The sequence below is a fragment of the Aurantibacter sp. genome (assembly GCF_042094015.1).
In the GTDB taxonomy this organism is placed as follows: domain Bacteria; phylum Bacteroidota; class Bacteroidia; order Flavobacteriales; family Flavobacteriaceae; genus Aurantibacter.
Window position 1 is genome coordinate 1 of the sequence record NZ_JBELDZ010000031.1, and the last position, 21,440, is coordinate 21,440.

Annotated in this window: 19 protein-coding genes; 10 read left to right on the plus strand and 9 right to left on the minus strand. The window is 30.0% G+C overall.

Going from position 1 to position 21,440, the window contains the following annotated elements; all coding sequences use genetic code 11:
* The first annotated feature begins 90 nt into the window (after nt 1–90).
* Together ACFDSN_RS06330 and ACFDSN_RS06335 are read left to right on the plus strand one after the other, a co-directional pair.
* Complete coding sequence (locus tag ACFDSN_RS06330; RefSeq protein ID WP_375238998.1) at nt 91–1,068, plus strand: fasciclin domain-containing protein; 978 nt, start codon at nt 91–93, stop codon at nt 1,066–1,068.
* A gap of 169 nt (nt 1,069–1,237) precedes the next feature.
* The gene (locus tag ACFDSN_RS06335) at nt 1,238–2,212 is read left to right on the plus strand and encodes a fasciclin domain-containing protein (RefSeq protein ID WP_375238999.1); all 975 of its coding nucleotides are present in this window, start codon (nt 1,238–1,240) and stop codon (nt 2,210–2,212) included.
* A gap of 79 nt (nt 2,213–2,291) precedes the next feature.
* Here the strand turns inward: ACFDSN_RS06335 and ACFDSN_RS06340 are convergent, their stop codons facing one another.
* From ACFDSN_RS06340 to bshC, 8 genes are all read right to left on the minus strand, one after another.
* Nucleotides 2,292–3,002, minus strand: coding sequence for a toxin-antitoxin system YwqK family antitoxin (locus ACFDSN_RS06340; RefSeq protein ID WP_375239000.1), 711 nt, complete (start codon nt 3,000–3,002; stop codon nt 2,292–2,294).
* Nucleotides 3,003–3,095: 93 nt separating this feature from the next.
* A complete protein-coding gene (yidC, locus tag ACFDSN_RS06345; RefSeq protein WP_375239001.1) occupies nt 3,096–4,994 on the minus strand; it encodes a membrane protein insertase YidC in 1,899 nt (632 codons plus the stop codon).
* Nucleotides 4,995–5,071: 77 nt separating this feature from the next.
* Nucleotides 5,072–6,688, minus strand: a complete 1,617-nt coding sequence (locus ACFDSN_RS06350) for a CTP synthase (RefSeq protein ID WP_375239002.1) — start codon at nt 6,686–6,688, stop codon at nt 5,072–5,074.
* Between the two features lie 65 nt (nt 6,689–6,753).
* Nucleotides 6,754–6,990: a DUF3820 family protein gene (locus ACFDSN_RS06355; RefSeq protein ID WP_375239003.1), complete on the minus strand. Its 237-nt coding sequence runs from the start codon at nt 6,988–6,990 to the stop codon at nt 6,754–6,756.
* A gap of 3 nt (nt 6,991–6,993) precedes the next feature.
* Entirely contained in the window at nt 6,994–7,533 is a 540-nt protein-coding gene (locus tag ACFDSN_RS06360; RefSeq protein ID WP_375239004.1) for a DUF922 domain-containing protein, read from the minus strand.
* Nucleotides 7,534–7,626: 93 nt separating this feature from the next.
* Complete coding sequence (locus tag ACFDSN_RS06365) at nt 7,627–9,618, minus strand: LysM peptidoglycan-binding domain-containing protein (RefSeq protein ID WP_375239005.1); 1,992 nt, start codon at nt 9,616–9,618, stop codon at nt 7,627–7,629.
* 55 nt (nt 9,619–9,673) lie between these two features.
* Nucleotides 9,674–11,206, minus strand: a complete 1,533-nt coding sequence (guaA, locus tag ACFDSN_RS06370) for a glutamine-hydrolyzing GMP synthase (protein WP_375239006.1) — start codon at nt 11,204–11,206, stop codon at nt 9,674–9,676.
* 55 nt (nt 11,207–11,261) lie between these two features.
* On the minus strand, nt 11,262–12,860 hold the full coding sequence (gene bshC / locus ACFDSN_RS06375; RefSeq protein ID WP_375239007.1) for a bacillithiol biosynthesis cysteine-adding enzyme BshC: 1,599 nt from the start codon (nt 12,858–12,860) through the stop codon (nt 11,262–11,264).
* Between the two features lie 118 nt (nt 12,861–12,978).
* On the opposite strand from bshC, the gene ACFDSN_RS06380 reads away from it, so the two are divergent.
* From ACFDSN_RS06380 to ACFDSN_RS06390, 3 genes are all read left to right on the plus strand, one after another.
* Nucleotides 12,979–14,232 carry a carboxypeptidase-like regulatory domain-containing protein gene (locus ACFDSN_RS06380; RefSeq protein ID WP_375239008.1) on the plus strand — a complete coding sequence of 418 codons (1,254 nt, stop codon included), beginning with the start codon at nt 12,979–12,981 and terminating at the stop codon, nt 14,230–14,232.
* A 181-nt stretch (nt 14,233–14,413) separates the two neighbouring features.
* Nucleotides 14,414–16,276, plus strand: a complete 1,863-nt coding sequence (locus ACFDSN_RS06385) for a DEAD/DEAH box helicase (RefSeq protein WP_375239009.1) — start codon at nt 14,414–14,416, stop codon at nt 16,274–16,276.
* Between the two features lie 138 nt (nt 16,277–16,414).
* Nucleotides 16,415–17,236, plus strand: a complete 822-nt coding sequence (locus ACFDSN_RS06390; RefSeq protein ID WP_375239010.1) for a carboxypeptidase-like regulatory domain-containing protein — start codon at nt 16,415–16,417, stop codon at nt 17,234–17,236.
* Between the two features lie 8 nt (nt 17,237–17,244).
* Here the strand turns inward: ACFDSN_RS06390 and ACFDSN_RS06395 are convergent, their stop codons facing one another.
* Nucleotides 17,245–17,907: a TrmH family RNA methyltransferase gene (locus tag ACFDSN_RS06395; RefSeq protein ID WP_375239011.1), complete on the minus strand. Its 663-nt coding sequence runs from the start codon at nt 17,905–17,907 to the stop codon at nt 17,245–17,247.
* 69 nt (nt 17,908–17,976) lie between these two features.
* Between ACFDSN_RS06395 and ACFDSN_RS06400 the strand changes: the two genes are divergently transcribed.
* The 5 genes from ACFDSN_RS06400 to ACFDSN_RS06420 all read left to right on the plus strand — a co-directional run bounded on the left by ACFDSN_RS06400 (nt 17,977) and on the right by ACFDSN_RS06420 (nt 21,437).
* The gene (locus ACFDSN_RS06400) at nt 17,977–18,657 is read left to right on the plus strand and encodes an NAD-dependent deacetylase (protein ID WP_375239012.1); all 681 of its coding nucleotides are present in this window, start codon (nt 17,977–17,979) and stop codon (nt 18,655–18,657) included.
* Between the two features lie 130 nt (nt 18,658–18,787).
* Nucleotides 18,788–19,363 carry a hypothetical protein gene (locus ACFDSN_RS06405; RefSeq protein WP_375239013.1) on the plus strand — a complete coding sequence of 192 codons (576 nt, stop codon included), beginning with the start codon at nt 18,788–18,790 and terminating at the stop codon, nt 19,361–19,363.
* Nucleotides 19,364–19,615: 252 nt separating this feature from the next.
* Nucleotides 19,616–20,290 carry a tRNA (guanosine(37)-N1)-methyltransferase TrmD gene (gene trmD / locus ACFDSN_RS06410; RefSeq protein ID WP_375239014.1) on the plus strand — a complete coding sequence of 225 codons (675 nt, stop codon included), beginning with the start codon at nt 19,616–19,618 and terminating at the stop codon, nt 20,288–20,290.
* A gap of 151 nt (nt 20,291–20,441) precedes the next feature.
* Complete coding sequence (gene rplS, locus ACFDSN_RS06415; RefSeq protein ID WP_375239015.1) at nt 20,442–20,795, plus strand: 50S ribosomal protein L19; 354 nt, start codon at nt 20,442–20,444, stop codon at nt 20,793–20,795.
* A 66-nt stretch (nt 20,796–20,861) separates the two neighbouring features.
* Nucleotides 20,862–21,437, plus strand: a complete 576-nt coding sequence (locus tag ACFDSN_RS06420; RefSeq protein WP_375239016.1) for a pentapeptide repeat-containing protein — start codon at nt 20,862–20,864, stop codon at nt 21,435–21,437.
* Nucleotides 21,438–21,440 lie beyond the last annotated feature (3 nt).

Genomic DNA, 21,440 nt, shown 5'->3' on the forward strand with positions numbered 1-21,440 from the left:
TTTATTAATAAAGTTTAACAAACCATTAAGAATTATTTGTTTAACACTAATCTACATTTGTAAAACAAAACAACCTTAAACATTCAAATTATGAAAAATTTAAAAAATTTAACATTAGCCTTATTAATAATTTTTGGCTTTAATTCGTGTAGTGATGATGACTTATCAGAAACTAGAAACTTTCAAACACCTGTTAACATAGTTCAAACTGCTCAATCATCAGATGATTTAAGTATTTTAGTTGAGGCTGTAATAAAAGCTGACCTAGTAGATGCACTAAGTGCAAGTGGGCAAAAAACTGTATTTGCACCAACAAATGAAGCTTTTATGGACTTTTTACAGTTAAAAGGTTTTAATAGTTTAGATGATGTACCGACTGATGTATTACAACAAATTTTACTGAACCATGTTATTGGAGATGTTAGTATTACATCATCAAGCTTATCTGGAAATAGTGGCTACACCAATACATTAGCTACTGGTCCAAATGGGGCTAACTTAAGCCTTTACTTTAATGCAACAAATGGTGTTGTACTAAATGATGGTGTTACTGTTACTGTTCCAGATATTGGAACATCTAATGGAATTGTACACATAGTTAATAAGGTAATAGATTTACCTACAATAGCAACTTTTGCTACAACAAACAATGCTTTATCTACTTTAGTTGACGCTTTAGTTTATGCAGATTCTGGTATGCCAACTGTTAATTATATAGATACTGTTTCTGATAGTACAGCTGGACCATTTACTGTATTTGCACCAACAAATGATGCATTTACAGAATTATTAGGTGATTTAGGAGCAACTTCGTTCGATGATATTGGAACCGCTACTATTGACCAAGTTCTACTAATGCATATTGTAAGCGGAAATATACAGTCTAGTGGTTTACCTAGTGGTTCTGTTATGACTTTAAATGAAAGTATTACAGCAGACAATATGAACTTTACATTAACTGACCCTAATGACAGAGTAAGTAATATAATTGTTTCACTAGTAGATATTCAAGCAGCAAATGGAGTTGTTCACGTTATAGATAAAGTAATTTTACCATTACAATCATAAGATTTTATGTTATATAAAAAAGAGCTTCAAAAATATTTTTGAAGCTCTTTTTTATTTTTAAACTTATAATTCACAAAACTAATCATATTTTTTTTTACAAGTCTATTAATAAAAATACTACTATTATTGATTAGCAATTCATTAAAATATATATTTACAAAAAAAACTTATGATAATAATAAAAAGAATTATACTTGTACTATATGTTTTAGTAGCGTTTAACTCATGTAGTAGTGACGATAATGCAACTACAACAACACAAACCAAAAACATTATAGAAACGGCACAAGATGTTCCAGAACTTAGTATTTTAGTAGAAGCCGTAATTCAAGCAGATTTATTAGGCGCATTAATTGCAAGTGGAGATAAAACTGTTTTCGCTCCAACAAATGCCGCTTTTGAACAATTCTTAATGGATAATGGTTTTGCAGCTTTATCAGATGTTCCAGATGCAGTTTTGACTCAAGTATTATTAAACCACGTTATAGATGGATCTAGCTTAGCATCAACAGATTTAGCAGGTTCTACTGGATACGCAAATACATTAGCCGATGGACCAAACAACACTAAGTTAAGCATATTTTATAATGGAAACAATGGTGTAACTTTAAATGGAATATCTACAGTATCTACTCCAAATGTTAATACAACTAACGGAATTGTACATATTGTTAATACTGTTATTGGTTTACCAGACGTTGTAACTTTTGCAACAGCAGATCCTAATTTTAGTATTTTAGTAGATGCTTTAACAAGAGAAACTAGTTTTACTTATGTTAGCACTTTACAAACAGATAACGGTACAAGTCCAGCTCCATTTACTGTTTTTGCGCCAACTAATTTAGCTTTTGCTGAATTATTAACAGAACTTAATTATAATACTTTAGGCGATATACCTACAAGTACATTATCAGCAACATTAGATACGCACGTTATTACTGGTAACAATTATCAAGATACAGCTTTTCAAAGTGGTACAACCTACAATACATTAGGTGGAGACTTAACTTTTACATCTACTACTGATACAACTACTTTAACAGATGAGAATGATAGAGTCAGTAATATAATTGCCACAAATGTACAAGCTACAAATGGTGTTATTCACGTTATTGATAAAGTGGTTTTACCACCATTGACTTAAAATATTATTGAAAAAGAAAAAATTAAAAAGAGCCTCAAATTAACTTGAAGCTCTTTTTTTATCTATATATTTATATCTGTTATTTCTTTTTTCCATTCTTATAAGGATTGCTACTTTTTCTTGTTAAATCTCGTTCTTCAACTAATTTCCCGTTTTCGTAGAATTTCCAAACACCTTTACGTTCGTCGTTAAAATATTGTCCTTCTTCTACTGGTTTACCATTACCATCAAAAGTTTTGTAAACACCATGAAACAAATCATTTTTATAATTTTCTACACGTAATAATTTCCCTTTTTCTGAATATGATAAACTTTCGCCATATAAAAAACCTTTTTTATAATGCATCGTTTCAGCTAATTGTCCAGATAAATAATAAACACTTTTTTTACCATGCAAAGAACCTTCATTATTATAAAACTCTTGAGTCATAATCTGCTTAGAATCTTTATGGTAATATAGCCACTCGCCTACATAAGTTTTATTATTCATTTTACCTTTGCTTATTACATTTCCTTTAGCTGAATAAAATGTAACATCTGCTAAATCGTTTTCAGTATTAAAAACTCTTGTTGCAACTAATACAGCTTTATTTTTTATAGCTTCAAAGAAATTAAATGTTCCGTATGGTTTTCCGTGATTAAATTGTCCTTGATATCTTAATATCTCGGATTGCGGAAATTTTTTCTGCCATTTCCCATGACGTTCACCTTTTTCGTCTAATTGATTAATTTCTTGAGCATTTATTAAATTAAATGTAATAAGGCTAATTAATAGTAAAAAGTATTTCATAAAATGTATAACGTTAATTATTAGAATCTATTTTACAAAAAAACTGCCAAAGTTTAAGTTTTGGCAGTTTTTTTTATTTATTTATCTCAAAAATTATTTTTTGTTTTTTTGCTGCGCCTGTTTTTGCTTCTCAGCCTCAATCATAATTTCTTTCATTTTTTTCTGAAAACGATTCTCTTTTTTAGGCTTAGTTTTATTAACCTCAATCTTAGAAAGAATTTTGTCTTCATCTAAAATAAAGTGTTTAATTACCAATAAGATACCAATACTAATTAGATTAGAAACAAAGTAATACAAACTTAAACCAGATGCATAATTATTAAAGAATACTAACATCATTAAAGGTGCAAAGTAAATCATATACTTCATCATTTTTGCCATATCTGGCATACCTTCTTGTTGTGGTGCAGACATTTGTTGTTGCCCTGTAGTTAGTTTCATATAAAAGAAAATTGCTACAGCTGCTAATATTGGAAATAAACTAATATGATCTCCATAAAGAGGAACATCTATAGGTAATTTTGCAATTTCATCGTAAGAAGATAAATCTTCTGCCCATAAAAACTTTTTCTGTCTTAAAGCAAATGCTACTGGAAAGAAAGAGAATAATGCATAAAATACTGGCATTTGTATTAATGCTGGTAAACAACCGCTTAATGGACTTGCGCCTGCTTTACTTTGCAACGCCATAGTTTCCTGTTGCGCCTTCATCTTATTATTTTTGTGCTTCTCTTTAATGGCATCTAATTCTGGCTTCAGAATCTTTAACTTCATTTGAGATAAATATTGTTTGTATTGTACAAAAGACATGGCTAATTTGATCAACACAGTCATAACAATAATTGCAATTCCGTATGGTAAATATTGACTTAAAAAGCCAAATAATGGAATAAATAAAAATTTATTAATCCAACCAAAAATTCCCCAACCATAGTAAATACTTTCACCTAAATTATCTCCATACTCTTCTAATGTTTTACGTTCCGATGGACCAAAATAGAATTTAAAGTTCTGGTTAATATTATTTCCAGTTAAAGCTAATGATGTCTTAGCATTAAAGTGCTTTGTAAATAATGTATCAACTTTTTCGTCTTCTACTAAATTTTTAGAAGCCATTTTCACTTTTTCAAATGCTTTATCTGAAACTAAAATTGAACTAAAAAAATGTTGCTTAAAAGATAACCATTTTACCTCTTGCTCTTCTTCTTCATCATCTCCAGAAATAGATAACTCATTTACTTCTCCTCCTTCATAATTATAAACTAATTCTGTGTAGCGGTTTTCGTAAGAAATACTTTGATCATAACTGTATGCTTTTAAACTCCAATCTAAATCTACTGTTTTGGAACTGTTTAGAACTTGATCTAATCCTTGAGAATTAATAACAAAATCCATCATATATTCTGATGGTTTAATAATATACTTATATTCTAAAAATTGATTTGCAGATACATTAAGTTTAAATGAAACAATAGTATTCTCTCCATTTTTAAAGACTTTAGAATTAAAAATCAAATCTTTTGTATTTAATATACGATTATCTGTTGTTCCAAAATTTAAGTTAAAAGATGAGTTATTTTCTTTTATTAAATAAATAGATTCATTTTTAGAATCTACATGTTTCTTCAATTCTACCTCAGCTAAATAAGCACCTTTTGTGTTGAATTTCAGCTTTAAAACTTCATTTTCAACTGTAATAACTTCTTCTTTAGCATTTGCGTTATAAGCAAAAGCTCCTAATTTATTTTGTAAAGCTATTTGCTGTAAAGAGTCTGATATTGGAGCAGCATTAACTTCTGCTGACGTATTTAATGTGGCTGTAGACGTTTCTTTTTCTGCTTCTTCTTTTTTATCTTTTTCAACTTGTTCCTGTTTAGCTTTTTCTGCTAATTCAGCTTCTGTTGGCGAGTTCTGCCACATCATGAACAATAAAATTCCGAAAATTAGTACAAAACCTATAATAGATTTTGTGTCAAGTTTTTTTTCTTCCATATGATTTAACGCATTTATAAGCGTTGTTTTTATTTAGTCAATAATTTATCCAAAACACAAATAATGTCAAGATGACACTATTTTGTTTTACTGTATTTTAAAGCTGCAGCTATAAACGCTACAAATAATGGATGCGGATTAGCAACAGTACTTTTATATTCTGGGTGATATTGTACACCTACAAACCAAGGATGCGTTGGTATTTCTACAATTTCCACTAAATTAGTTTCAGGATTAAAACCTGTAGATTGCATACCTGCAGCTTCTAACTGATCTTTATAGTCATTGTTATATTCAAATCTATGTCTGTGACGTTCTAAGATTGAAGCACTGTTATATATTGAAGTTGCTAATGTATCAGGTTTTAAATCGCAAGACCAAGCTCCTAAACGCATTGTTCCGCCTTTTTCTGTAACCGCTTTTTGCGCTTCCATTAAATTAATAACAGGATTCTTAGTATCTGGATTCATTTCTACAGAGTTCGCATCTGTTAACCCTAAAACGTTTCTAGAGTACTCTATAACTGCCATTTGCATTCCTAGACAAATTCCTAAGAAAGGAATATTGTTTTCACGAACATATCTAATAGCTTCAATTTTACCTTCTATTCCTCTTTCTCCAAAACCTGGCGCTACTAAAACTGCATCTAAATGAGATAATGAGTTAGATACTGTTTTTGGATCTAAAGATTCTGAATGTATAGATTCTACTTTTACTTTAACTTCATTTTCTGCTCCTGCATGAATAAAAGCCTCTAGTATTGATTTATAAGAGTCTTGTAACTCTACATATTTCCCAATTAAACCAATAGTAATTGTTGATTTCGGATTTTTAAGACGTGTTAAAAACTGATTCCAATGGTTTAAGTTTGGTACATCACTTTTTAAAGCTAAGCTTTTTAAAACCACTTTATCCAAGCCTTGTTCTAACATTAAATTTGGCACATCATAAATAGTTGAAGCATCTATAGATTGAATTATAGCTTCTTGCCTTACATTACAAAAACGAGCTAATTTATGTCGAATCTCGTCTGGTAATTCGTGTTCTGTTCTACATACTAAAATATCAGCCTGAACTCCACTTTCCATTAATGTTTTTACACTATGCTGAGTTGGCTTAGTTTTTAGTTCGCCAGCTGCTGCTAAAAAAGGAATTAAAGTTAAATGGATAACTAATGCATTGTCTGCTCCTAAATCCCATTTAAGCTGTCTTACAGCTTCTACATATGGTAAGGACTCAATATCTCCAACTGTTCCACCAATTTCTGTAATAACTATATCATAATCTCCAGAATTTCCTAAAATTTGGATTCTGTCCTTAATTTCATCTGTAATATGAGGAATAACTTGTACGGTTTTACCTAAAAACTCGCCACGACGTTCTTTTTCAATAACACTTTGGTAGATACGACCTGTAGTTACATTATTTGCTTGGCTGGTTGGCACATTCAAAAAACGCTCGTAATGTCCTAAATCTAAATCAGTTTCTGCTCCATCATCTGTAACATAACATTCTCCATGTTCATAAGGATTTAGAGTTCCAGGATCTACATTTATATACGGGTCTAGTTTTTGAATAGTAGTTCTATAGCCTTGAGCTTGAAGTAACTTAGCCAAAGAAGCTGCTATAATACCTTTACCTAATGAAGAAGTAACTCCACCGGTTACGAAAATGTATTTTGTATCTATTGCCATGATGCGTTTTTAACGCATACAAAATTACAAAAAGTATTAATAATTTAAAGCCTTAAAACAATTAATTATGGTTTATAATTTTTATGAATAGTTCTCACTAAATCTTCTAAGCCATTTAACTTTAAAGTGTATACAGTTTCTAACATATTCCCTAATTTATTTTTAGGAAATCCTTGTCCGTGAAACCAAACAATATAATACTCAGGAAGATCTATTAAATAACGGTTTTTATACTTGCCAAATGGCATTTTAGTATGTGCTAATTGGATTAAAAACTTTTTATCTGGTTGCTGTAACTCCATAAATTAAAGTTTGTAACTATCTAATAAGTTTATATGCATCCTTATTTTTTCTTCCCATTTTAATTGCTGATCATGATTTCTAGAATAATCGGTTTGAGAATCGTAAGCGTTTTGCATAGCATCTAAATCTTTATTTACTTTCTTATGCAAGTCTGTTATCTCTTTTGCAATTTTAGGATTTACTTTTAAAGTTGAAAATTCTTTTCTCAATAATCTAGCATGCAGTTCTGTTATATTGAAGTGAAATTGTTCATGAGACAAAATATGATCTGTTATTTCGTCTTTTTTACACCAAGAATGCTCTGGATAAAAATGAGAAATCACCATAGTTTCAAACCCTATAATTTGATTTTTTTGCTTAGATAACGAATAACTAAAAGTTAAACCTGAAGCTGTAACTGCTGCTGCTGGAGAATTTTTAATTGGTTTTGCTTGAAAATCCCCCCAAACTAACGCGCGTTCTTTTTGCCACACCAATTCTGTATCTTGTTGGAAACATAAGGTAAATAAAATTGATGTAAAGATGAGTTTAACTGAATACATTAAAGTAAGTTATCTTTATTATTAACGTAAAGCGGTTTAATAAAAGTATTTATAAAACAACTATTTTTTATCAGTCAGCAGCATTATAAACAACTACTCTACCTCAACAATATTTAATCCATCATACTTAACTAAAAAGACTGCTTCATTTTGGAATCCACCAAGAAGCGATTTAGTATAACTAAATTTATTTTCAACATATTTAGTTAATGGAACTTGACGCACTGAATGATATAAGGTTTCTGAAGTAGAAATTCGTAAAACTACGTCCATAGTTAAATCAAAACCTCTAGTTGCAAAACTACTTGGTGTTTCGTTATACTTAGCTTGATAAGCATCAATAAAACTTCTATTTTCATCTTCATTATTCATTTTAGCAATAGTAGGAAACGTAAAATTTAACTGAGACAAATGATCGTTGGAGACTTCATCGCCTTCAAAGGCATTATTATAATCTGTTGTTGTTAAGAACACAGACATATCAGTTAAGTTGTTTTTAGAATTTAAAATACTCGTAGCATTAGATACAAATCCTTCTTTTTGAGTTTCTAAGAATATAATATTCTTACCAGGTTTTAATGCATTAACAATATCTAAATCATAGACAAAATAATCATCTTTTTTTGTTTTCTTATCTAGTCTTGAAGCAACAATAGATGCATTTGGAAATGCTTGTTTTAAAATATCTTTAGATGCTATATTTTTAGAATCGTGAATAATTACAAAATGAGATGTAGAATCTTTTTTAAAATAATTAATTATTTTTTGTTGAAGTAAAGCATCACTTGGTTTTGATTGGAATACATTGTTTCCTAAATCTACTTTTTTTGTTAATGGATTAATTACAGGTATATCACTTGTCAATAATTTCTTAGCAACCATATTAAAGTTAGAAGGCATAAATGGTCCAATAACCACATCGGTTTCATTAGAGATTATTCCATCTGTAAACTCTAAACATGTACTCAGTTTGTTTTGCGTATCAATAACTTGAACATCTAAATTAAATCCTAACGTTTTTAAAGAATCTAAAGCCATTTCTGCACCAGAATAAAACTCTAAAGATAAATTTAATAATCTATCATTTTCAATTCGATTATTGGTGTCTCTTATAGAATCTAATTCTATAGTGTTCAATTTAAAAGGTAACATGTAAGCTATCTTTTTTAAACTTTTATCTTTTACTAATGGTAATAAACTAGTTGGTTTTCCAGAAATAAGTAAAGAATCATTTACTGAAAGATTAGAACTAACCTCTGAGTTTAGTGCAGATTTATCAAAAGGAATTTTTAATAACATGCCTTCTTTTAGTCCTAAAGTTTTAAGTTCTGGATTTAACAGTTCTAATTCCTCCTGAGATAAGCCTAACTTTATTTTCAATCTATAAAAACCTTCTTGAGCTAAAACAGTATAATAACTATATTTATCGTCTACAGCTTTTATTTCTGTAACTTCTTTTACAGGAATATTGATAGTGTCTCCAACTTTTAGCCCATCTGTTAATTGTGGATTTAGCGTCTCTAATTCTTCAACTGTAATTCCGTAAGTATAAGCAATACGCCATTTACCTTCTTTAGCTTTAACAATGTATTTCCCAGCTGGAAGTTCTGAATTCGATTCCACACTTGAATCTATTTCAACAACTTCTTTTTTAAATACTGGTATCTTAATTTCATCTCCTTTACGTAAGTTATTAGCATAAAGCTCCGGATTGTGTTTCTTTATATCTTCTTGAGTTACTTTATATAATTTAGACAAACTATATAAAGTTTCTTTACGTTTTACTTTATGTATTTTAAAATCTTTTAACGATTCTACTATTTGTACAGCAGTAGTATCTACTTTTGTATCTGTAACTCCTGTTTTAGCGTTATTAGGAATAATTAGAATAGCATCTAATTTTAATTCTTTTTTCGAATCAGGATTTAAATCATAAATCTGAGTTTTTGTTACATTATATTTAGTAGCAATAGACGAAACAGTTTCGTTAGCTTCTACCTTATGAGTTATAAAGTTTTGTGCTTTAACAGTTATGCAAGATGCTAAAGTAAAAAAGCAAACTAAAATCAAAAGTCGTTTCATCATAATATATATACTAATTAATTGTTAAATCAAATAAATTATAAAACCTAATTTGATCTTATTCCCATTCTATAGTTGCTGGCGGTTTTGAGCTAATATCGTAAACAACTCTATTTACACCTTTCACTTTATTTATAATATCGTTAGACGTTTTTTGTAAAAACTCGTAAGGTAAATTTACCCAATCTGCAGTCATACCATCAGTACTTTCTACAGCTCTAAGCGCTACACATTTTTCGTAAGTACGTTCATCTCCCATAACACCAACACTATTAACTGGTAATAATATTGCGCCTGCTTGCCATACTTTATCGTATAAGCCTGCATCTCTTAATCCATTTATAAAAACCGCATCTACTTCTTGTAATATACGTACTTTTTCAGGAGTAATATCTCCTAAAATACGAATTGCTAATCCTGGTCCAGGAAAAGGATGACGACCTAAAAGATCTTTATCCATTCCCATAGAAGCACCAACTCGTCTTACCTCATCTTTAAATAAAAGACGTAATGGCTCTACTATTTTAAGTTTCATAAAGTCTGGTAATCCACCAACATTATGATGACTTTTAATAACTGCACTTGGTCCTCCAGTTGCAGAAACACTTTCTATAACATCTGGATAAATAGTTCCTTGCGCCAACCATTTTACGCCATCTAATTGGTTTGCTTCATCATCAAACACTTCAATAAAAACACGACCAATAGCTTTACGTTTTTCTTCTGGATCACTCTTTTCTGCTAAGGCATCCAAAAAGCGTGCCGAAGCATCTACGCCTTTTACGTTTAAGCCCATACCTTTGTATTGCTCTAACACATCGGTAAATTCATTTTTACGTAATAAACCGTTATTTACAAAGATGCAATACAGATTTTCACCAATAGCTTTGTGTAAAAGCATCGCTGCTACAGAAGAATCTACGCCACCTGAAAGTCCTAGAACAACTTTATCATTGCCTATTTTTTCTTGTAATCCTGCAACTGTTTCTCCAACAAAAGCATTTGGTGTCCAATCTGGATTTAATTTAGCTATTTTGACTAAGAAATTTTCTAATAATTGCTTTCCATCTGTTGAATGATATACTTCTGGATGAAATTGAATTGCGTAAGTTACTTCATCTTCAATTTTGTATGCTGCGTTTTTTACATCATGTGTACTAGCTAAAAGTTTTCCTTTTGTTGGTAATGTTTTAATAGTATCACTGTGACTCATCCAAACTTGACTACCTGTATTTATGTTGTCTAAAAACAAATCATCTTCTACAAAACTTAAATTTGCTCGACCATATTCTCTGGTATTAGATTCCGCTACTTCTCCACCAGAAAAGTGAGCTAAATACTGTGCACCATAGCATACGGCTAACAATGGTTTTTCCCCTCGAATACCTTTTAGTTCTGGATGAAAAGCTTCAGCAGATCTTACAGACATTGGACTTCCCGAAAGAATTACTGCCTTGTAGTCGTTTAATTGTTTTGGAATTTTGTTAAATGGATGTATTTCAGAATAGATATTAAGCTCTCTAACTCTACGCGCAATTAGTTGTGTGTATTGCGATCCGAAATCTAATATAAGTACCTTGTCGTGTTGCATATGCAAAAATAGAAAAAGCGTTTAAATTGATAGCAATTTTAATACTTGTTTTTAACTAAATTGTTAACACAGTAAAATTAAGATCTAATGGATTTAAATTTTCTATAAGCGAAGGAATTAAAGTCTCTCCGTATTCCAAATAAAATTCCGAAAAATTAGCTTGTCTTTCTTGTAAACTTTGATTTGGAAACAACTGATTTTGCAAGTCTATGATTCGCTCAACTTCAGATTTTAATTTGCGTTTTTGTGCTTTTAACAAACGTTTTTCTAGACGTTCTAAACCTTTTGTTTGTTTCTGTTCTTGTGCTGCAACTGCTCCAACAAAAGACACATCGGTTTGTTTTGCTATTTTATATAAATCTTTAAATTGTTTTTCTAAATGATTTTTCTGCGTTGTAAAGTCAATATTTATTTTAGAAATAGTCTTCACTTTTTCTTCGACTAAATCGTTTTGCTTCAAAAACAATTGTTCTGGCGAAATTTCTAATTTCTCAATTTTATTAGCCTGAATTTGACTTTGTAATAAAACAGAATTACGCAATAATAGGATTGGAAATGGTGTATTAAAAGCTTCGAAATTTTGTTTTAATTGAAACCAATAAGCTAATTCTCCGCCGCCGCCAATATAGCATAGGTTTGGCAAAATCTGCTCTTGATATAATGGTCTTAAAATTACATTAGGTGAAAAACTCTCTGGGCTTTCTTCAATTTCTTTTAAAATTTCAGGTTTAGAAAAAGTAATGTTTGTATTTAACACTTTATACTCATTATCTTCTAAAACAATACGTTCTCTTAAGTTTTCAGTATTATAAAACAGGTTGATTTCTCTTGGGTTTACCTGAATTTTATAATCAGAATTTATTTCACTTAAAGCTCTAGATGTTTCTGTAACATTTACAAAAGAGGTTTGTTCTTCTAATTCTTGCTTTATGCTTGGAATAAATAATTGCTTTAATGTTTTTGTATTAGCATCTAAAACAACCAAACCATAATCTTTAAATAAAAAATCAGCTATAAATCTGGTTGCGTCAGCCAAGTTAGAATGTTCTAAATAAGCATTTTTAAATAATTTCTCTAATGTTTTAGCATTATCATTTAATCCTAATTGATTTTTAAACAAGTCAAAAACCTGGTTTAAACCTTTTGTATCTAATTCTCCAACAGCTCCTTTTGCGTTTCTATTCCATTGGATTTTTTTTCCTTTAAAATTGAAGTAGTTTATTTCATCGAAATCATGATCTTCGGAAGCCATCCAATAGACTGGAACAAAATTATATCCTGGATAAGCTATCTTTAGTTCTTTAGTTAAGTTAATTGCTGATACTATTTTATATAAAAAATATAATGGTCCAGTAAATAAATTTAACTGATGTCCAGTAGTTATAGTAAATGTATTAGGTTTTGATAAACTTTCTATATGTTTTCGTGTTAGGTCTGATATCTCTATATTCTTGTATTGGCTTTGTAAATTATCAACTAACACATCTCTATTAGCTTTAGAAAAATGTTGCTTTATCTCAATTTGATTTTTAAAATCATCAATAGCGGTTCCATTAGAATAAAATGGTTTCAAACCTTCTGATTTTGCTAAGTAATCTTTAATTAAAGACGAGAAAAATCGGATATCAGAATAAGCTAATGTGTGTGTTTTCATATAAAGCAACAAAATATAGTGTAAATATAGTAATCTTTAAAGGTTGCTAAGTCTTAAATTTAACATAAAACTTTCAACTAACGTTTCATAATTTACTAACTTTATAAAAATTGACATTATGAAAACTTCAATCCCATCTAAATGTATCTATTTCATTTTTAGCTTATTACTAATACTAAGCATAAATGTATCTGCTCAAAATACAAACTTTTTCTCAGGGAAAATTTTAGACAAATCTAATTCTAACCCTTTACATTTAGCTACTTTAAATGTTGTAGATTCAAACATTAGTACAGTTACCAATAAAGAAGGTGAATTTAACTTAAAACTACCTAAAACCAAATCCTATAAATTACTGCAAATTTCCTTTTTAGGTTACCAACCTTTAGAAATTGAATTAAGCTCATTAAAAACATCTAACAATACTATATATTTAAAACAAGCTGCGACACAATTAGATGTAGTTGAACTATCAAGAACTAAAAACGCTAAAGATTTAGTTTTACAAATGCTAAAGCTTAAAAATGAAAATTATATAGATAAGTCTACTGTAATGACAAGTTTCTACAGAGAAACTATTAAAAAAAACAATAAAAATGCATCTTTATCTGAAGCTGTTTTAAAAATTCAAAAAACACCTTACACCACTTCTAAACAAGATTTAATTACTATTGTAAAAGCTAGAAAAAAAACCAATTACAGCAAGTTAGACACACTAGCATTAAAACTTCGAGGTGGTCCATACAGTGCTTTACATACAGATTTAATAAAATATCCAGATTTTATTTTTACAGATAATAGTTATGATAATTACAATTTCACTTTTGACAAATCTACAACTATAAATGGCAAAGCCATATACGTGATTAATTTTAAACAAAAAGAAAACATAGCAGATGTTTTATATTACGGTAAGTTATATATAGACGCCACAACAAACGCATTAACCAAAGCAGATTATAGTTTAAATTTAGACAACCCAGATAAAGCAAGTGAGTTATTTATTAGTAAAAAACCATCTAAAGCAAAAGTATTACCTACAAGAGCTAATTACCTCGTAAACTTTTCTTCAAGCAACGGAAAATGGCATTATGCTTACAGCAACATAAGCTTAAATTTTAAAGTAAAATGGAAAAGCCAATGGTTTGGTAAAAAATATAGTTTACAAAGTGAAATGGCTATAACAGATTGGGAATTTAACAACACCTTTAAAATAGCAAACAAAGAAAAACTTAAATCATCAAGTATTTTTGAAGAAAAAGCTAACGGTTTTTTAGATGATAAATTTTGGGGTACTTATAATATTATAGAACCAGAAAAATCGATTGAGAATGCTATTAAAAAAATCAACAAACAATTAAAGAAGTCTTAATCTTATAAAGCAAAAATAGCAACAACTTGTGTATCTCAAATAAATAAGTACCTTTGCACTTTGAAAAATAGCACCTCAGAGTGAGGTTTGTGTTACTAGAAGTTTTAAGGTTAAGTATTTTCGATGCGCTTCTTTATGTAACACCACATAACAGCAATGCAATTGAATACTTACTACAAGAATGAGCACATTCCAAGATTTAGGTCTTAACGAAGATCTATTAAAGGCAATTACAGATTTAGGTTTCGAAAAACCAAGTGAAGTACAAGCCAAAGCAATCCCAATTTTATTAGAAGAAGACACAGATTTAGTTGCCTTAGCGCAAACTGGAACTGGAAAAACCGCAGCATTTGGATTTCCAATGTTACAAAAAATCGATGTTACAAATCGTACTACTCAAGGTTTAATTCTATCTCCTACTCGTGAACTTTGTTTACAAATTGCTAACGAGATGAAATTATATGGAAAATACTCTAAAGGTTTAAACGTTACTGCAATTTATGGTGGCGCAAGCATTACGGATCAAGCAAGAGCTGTAAAACGTGGCGCACAAATTATTGTAGCTACACCTGGTAGAATGAAAGATATGATTAACCGAAAATTGGTTGATATTTCTAAAATTCAATATTCAGTTTTAGACGAAGCTGATGAGATGTTAAATATGGGATTTAAAGAAGATATTACAGATATTTTATCTCATACTCCAGACGAAAAAAACACGTGGTTATTCTCTGCAACTATGCCAAGAGAAGTAGCAACTATTGCTAAGAAATTTATGTTTGAACCAAAAGAAATTACGGTTGGACATAAAAACGAAGGTTCTAAAAACGTAACGCATGAGTATTATTTAGTAAACTCTCGTGATCGTTATCAAGCTTTAAAGCGTTTAGCAGATGCTAATCCAGATATTTTCTCAGTAATTTTCTGTAGAACAAAAAGAGACACACAAAAAGTAGCCGAAAACTTAATTGAAGATGGTTATAGCGCTGGTGCATTACACGGAGATTTAAGTCAAAATCAACGTGATATTGTAATGAAGCAGTTTAGAAATAAACAAATACAAATGCTAGTAGCAACAGATGTTGCTGCTCGTGGTATTGATGTAGATGATATTACACACGTAATTAATTACCAATTACCAGACGAAATAGAAACTTACACACATAGATCTGGTCGTACTGGTAGAGCTGGTAAATCTGGTATCTCTATGGTTATTGTTTCTAAAAGTGAAGTGCGCAAGATTAAAAGTATTGAGCGTATTATTAAAAAAGAATTTGATAAAAAGGAAATTCCTAATGGAATGCAAATTTGTGAAGTTCAGCTTAAATCTTTAGCAAATAAGATACATAGCAACGAAATTAATACAGAAATCGACCCTTATTTAGAGGAAATTAATACGTTATTTGAAGAAGATACTAAAGAAGATTTAATTAAAAAATTCTTCTCTGTAGAGTTTACACGTTTCTTTAATTACTATAAGAAATCTAAAGATTTAAATGCACAAGATAATGGTCGTGATCGTGGAGAACGTGGCGGAAGATCTTCTGGAGGAAATGCGGCACGTTATTTTATTAATGTAGGAGAAAAAGATGGTTATGACTGGATGAAACTTAAAGATTTCTTAAAAGAATCTTTAGATTTAGGTCGTGACGATGTATTTAAGGTTGATTGTAAAGAAACATTCTCTTTCTTTAATACAGAAAAAGAACACCAAGAAAAAGTATTAGCCTTTTTTACAGACTATAAACAAGATGGCCGATTTGTTAATGTAGAAATTACAGAAGACAAAGGCGGACGCGGCGGAAGAAACCGTGGCGGCGGCGGAAGACGCAGAAATGACAGATCTAGTGGCGGCGGAGACAGAAGAAGACGAAACGATGGACCAAGAGGTGAAAGACGTTCTGGTGGTTTTGGAGGCGATAGAGATAGAAGAAGCGGAAGTAGTGATCGTAGAAGTAGTTCTGATAGACCTGCAAGACGTAGTTCTGAAAGAAGTTCTTCTTATTCAGATAGGCCAAGACGTTCAAGACGTTCTGAAGATTAAATCAACTATTATTTTAAAGAATATAGTTAAGACCAAACTTTTAGTTTGGTCTTTTTTTGTTAATCTTTCCTCAAAAAACAAAAATATATCGCTCTAATCCTTTTTTGTTTTATATTTTTGGTAATAGATTTTTATTAAATGAAATTACTTCTTTCTTTTATCTTTAGTGCATTTTTAGTATTTACTATAAACTCACAAAACACTAATAGCTCTACTATTAAAGACTCCACAGAAACGAATAAAACAGGATTTGTTAGAGGAGTTATTATAGATGCAACTTCAAATGCGCCATTATATGGTGTAAATATCACCAACTTAAATCAAGTTATTGGAGCAGCTACAAACGATAAAGGAGAATTTGAACTTAAAGCAAAAGCAAACGACACATTACACTTATCCTATTTAGGTTTTAAATCTGTTAAAGTTAGAGTAACTAACGATTGGGTTAACAAAATTGAAAAATCTACTATATCTTTAACTGAATTAGCTTTAGCTCTAGAAGAAGTTGTTATTAGTCAATTAAAACTAACTGGTTATTTAGAAATAGACATTAAACAAGTAGTTGTTAACGACAGTTACCGATATAAAATTCCAGGAATTAAAAGTGGATACGAAGCTGGTAAAAAATCGCCAGGTGCATTATCTAAAGTCTTAGGGTCTGTTTTTAATCCGGTAGATTTTCTTTACAATACGTTTTCCAGAAAAGGAAGACAAATACGTAAGTTAAAACAAATGAAACAAGACGACGAAATCCGTAATACTTTAGCGGCTCGTTTTGATAGAGATATGCTTACTGCATTACTTGGAGTTAGTAAAATTGATTTAGACGAAATTGTAAGTCAATGTAATTACTCTAAAGAATTTATAGATACAGCAAATGATCTTCAAATTTTAGATGCTATAAACGAATGCTACGAAGAATATAAAATACTTAGCAAAAGTAGAAAGAAGCGTTTGTAGTAATAATACTAGTTATTATTTTCCTCATAATACCTCTCAACAATTTCTTCGTGAGATTTAATGGTTTTTGTACACCAATCTAATCGTTTTTCAAGAATTTCATTTTCGGTTAATTGCCAATTAATATCCGTTTTCTTAAGTTTTGTTGTTACGTGTTGAAGAATTATTGCCGCGCTAACAGAAATATTTAAACTTTCGGTAAATCCTACCATTGGGATTTTTAAAAATCCATCGGCTTGATCTAAAACTTCTTGAGATAAACCTTCGGTTTCTCTACCAAAAAAGAAACAGGCTTTTTTGGTTACATCAAAATCGTGTAATTCGCAATCGTTAGTATGTGGTGTAGTTGCTATAATTTGATAACCTTCGTTTTTTAAACTTTTAAGCGCATCTTTTACAGTATTATGTCGGTTTAAATCTACCCATTTTTGTGCGCCCATAGCAATTTCTCTATCTATACGCTTAGAGTTTTTTTCTTCGACTATGGTAACTTCTTGTATTCCAAAAACATCGCAACTTCTAATAACAGCACTGGTATTATGGAGCTGATAGACATCTTCTGTAGCCACTGTAAAATGTTTAGTTCTACCTGATAACACATGATGAAAACGCTTTAATCTGTTTTCGGATAAAAACGATTCTAAATGTTCTAAAAGTTTAATATCTACCATAATAAAGTTTCTAAAACTGAAAAGTAGTAAATATTAATCATTTCCTTAAAAAGTTTTACATTTATAGCTATGAAAAAACATATTGTAGTACTTACTGGAGCAGGAATTAGTGCCGAAAGTGGCATAAAAACATTTAGAGATGCTAACGGTTTATGGGAAGGACATAATGTTATGGATGTTGCTAGTCCAGAAGGTTTTGCTAAAAATCCAGAATTGGTTCTAGAGTTTTATAATCAGCGCAGAAAACAATTATTAGAAGTAAAACCTAATAAAGCACATTTTGATTTAGTACAATTAGAACAAAATTATAATGTAACTATAATTACTCAAAATGTAGACGATTTACACGAACGCGCCGGAAGCACAAACGTAATCCACTTACATGGCGAATTACTAAAAAGCAGACCAATTAGCTCAGACAAAGAAATTTACGATTGTAAAACAGATATTGTTTTAGGCGATAAAAACAAAAAAGGCGAACAATTAAGACCACATATTGTTTGGTTTGGAGAAAATGTACCTTTAATAGATAAAGCGGTTTCTATTTGCGAAACAGCAGATGTTTTATTAATTATAGGAACCTCATTACAAGTTTATCCTGCGGCAAGTTTAATGAAATACGCACCTAAATATATTCCTAAGTTTTATATAGATGCTTCTCCTGCTCCAACTAATGATATTTCAATTCAAGTAATTCCTAAAAAAGCAACTATTGGCGTAAAAGAAGTTATTAATATTTTGGATAAGTAACTTTAGTCTATAGTTATTATGAAATTTGAGTTTGTTAATTTTTTAAGCTAACCTCGTTTAACAACCTTATATAAAACATTAAAACGAATTTATACAATATCGTTGTAATACATTTGACCAAATTAAGAAAATGCAGGAATTTAAAGATTGGAAAGAGTTTATTAATCAAGTTTTGATTAACAGCGGACAATTTGTAAATCCTACTTCTGATATAAAAAATATAACGGAAACAGAGACATTTAAATCGAATGATAAAAACTCTCTGACTGAAATTAGAGTTGGGTATTTTATTGAAGAAAACAAACTGATTTACATTCATATTTTCAATCCTACAGTTCCAGGTTATAATAAATATGTTTACGGAGAATATTTTTACCAGCACGATTTTAGCGATGACGGAAAAACGTATGGAAATCCAGCTTTAGAATTCAATGAACGGAATCGGAATGGAATTCTCTCAATTCTCAAAAATGGATTAAAAGGAAAAGAAGTGCAATTTGTGAAAAATAACAAAATCCTGAAATCCAAACTTTACATTGCGGAATCTCACCAGAACTTTAGCTATTCTTATGACTTTACTAAAAGAGGTTTTTTGAAAAAAATATTCGGACAAAAAATTGACAGAATGGATGGAATTGAAAAAAGAGAAATAGAACTAAACACTATATTTAACGGGATAAAAAAGCGTGTTACAACAAAGAACTGAGGTAAAAAACAAGTTGTTTTGACTAATTTATGACTAAAGTACTTCTGTAGTTCGAATCATAAAGCAATTGATTTTTAACGACTGAAAATCCTGCGGATTCTAAGTCACACAAATCATACACGAACACGTTAAACGAATTTAGATTTATTTGGAATAAATTATTTTACAGAATAAAAAAGATAAGTTTCAATTAAAAAAATACATCAGCAATAAAAACAATTCAATTATCTTTGTGCTATCTTAAATTAAGCTATGAGAATTGATATTATTACCGTTTTACCAGAATTACTTAAAAGTCCGTTTGAAGCCTCTATTTTAAAACGTGCTATAGATGCTGGTTTGGTAGAAGTACATTTTCATAACTTAAGAGATTACACTACTAACAACCATAAAACCGTAGACGATTACCAATTTGGTGGTGGCGCAGGAATGGTAATGCTTATAGAGCCAATAGATAAATGCATTACTGGTTTAAAAGCAGAACGTAATTACGACGAAGTTATTTATATGACTCCAGATGGCGAAACTCTAAACCAAGGTATATCTAATACGTTATCTCTAAAAGAAAACATAATTATTTTATGTGGACATTATAAAGGTGTAGACCAACGTGTAAGAGATATGCTTATAACTAAAGAAATTTCTATTGGAGATTACGTACTTTCTGGCGGAGAACTTGGTGCAGCAGTTTTATGCGATAGTATTATACGATTAATTCCTGGAGTTTTAGGAAACGAAACATCTGCGCTTACAGATTCTTTTCAAGATAATTTATTAGCGCCACCAATTTATACTAGACCAAGAGAATATAAAGGTCATAAAGTTCCAGAAGTTCTATTTACTGGAAATTTTCCTGAAATTGAAAAATGGCGCGAAAACGAAGCTTACCAAAGAACTAAAGACAGAAGACCGGATTTATTAGATTAATTTTTATTTAAGATAACGACAATTTTCTTTAAAATAATCTTTAAAAACAACACAACAAGAAACAATTTACGTATATTTGCAGCCAAATTTGGGTTAACCTCTGGCGATAATCGCGAATGTTGTCTTGGATTAATCAATAAAAATATTAAAAATGGAATCGTTAATTAAATTTGTTCAAGACGAGTTTGTAACTAAAAAAGATTTTCCTGAATTTTCAGCTGGAGATACAATTACTGTATTTTACGAAATTAGTGAAGGATCTAAAACACGTACTCAGTTTTTTAGAGGTGTTGTATTACAAAGAAGAGGAACTGGATCTTCAGAAACTTTTACAATCAGAAAAATGTCTGGTACTGTAGGAGTTGAGCGTATTTTCCCTGTAAACTTACCTGCTTTACAAAAAGTAGAAGTTAACAAAAGAGGTAAAGTACGTAGAGCTAGAATTTTCTACTTTAGAGAACTTACTGGTAAGAAAGCTAGAATTAAAGAAGCAAGAAGAAAATAATAATTTTCTTAAAATACTTAAAAGCCTTGATATTATTTATCAAGGCTTTTTTTATACTTTTACTTTATGAGTTTACCATTTATTGCCGATAAAGATTTTAATACTATAGACTTTACAACAACTACTTTAGAAAAAGCAGAATACGATAATTGTACATTTATTAATTGCAATTTTGATTCGTGTTATTTATCCGCTTTTAGTTTTCTGGAATGTAATTTTATAGATTGTAATCTTAGTTTAGTAAAAATTAATGAAGCAATATTTAAAGACACAGCATTTATTAACTGTAAAATGATTGGTTTTCCTGTAACAGAAATAAACCCTTTTCTTTTATCTCTTTCGTTTAAAAACTGTAATTTACAATTAGCAAATTTTGTAAATATTACTTTAAAACAAACTAAGTTTGAAGCTTGCAATTTTAATCAAACCGATTTTTCAAATGCAAATTTATCTGCTTCAAACTTTAAAGATTGTAGTTTTTTAAATGCAATATTTAACGCTACAAATCTTGAAAAATGCGATTTTACTTCAGCCAAAAACATTGCTTTAATACCTGAAAACAACAAGTTAAGTGGTGCAAAATTTTCAAAATTAAACTTAGAAGGCTTACTTCTGCATCATAAACTAATAATTTCAGAATAAAAC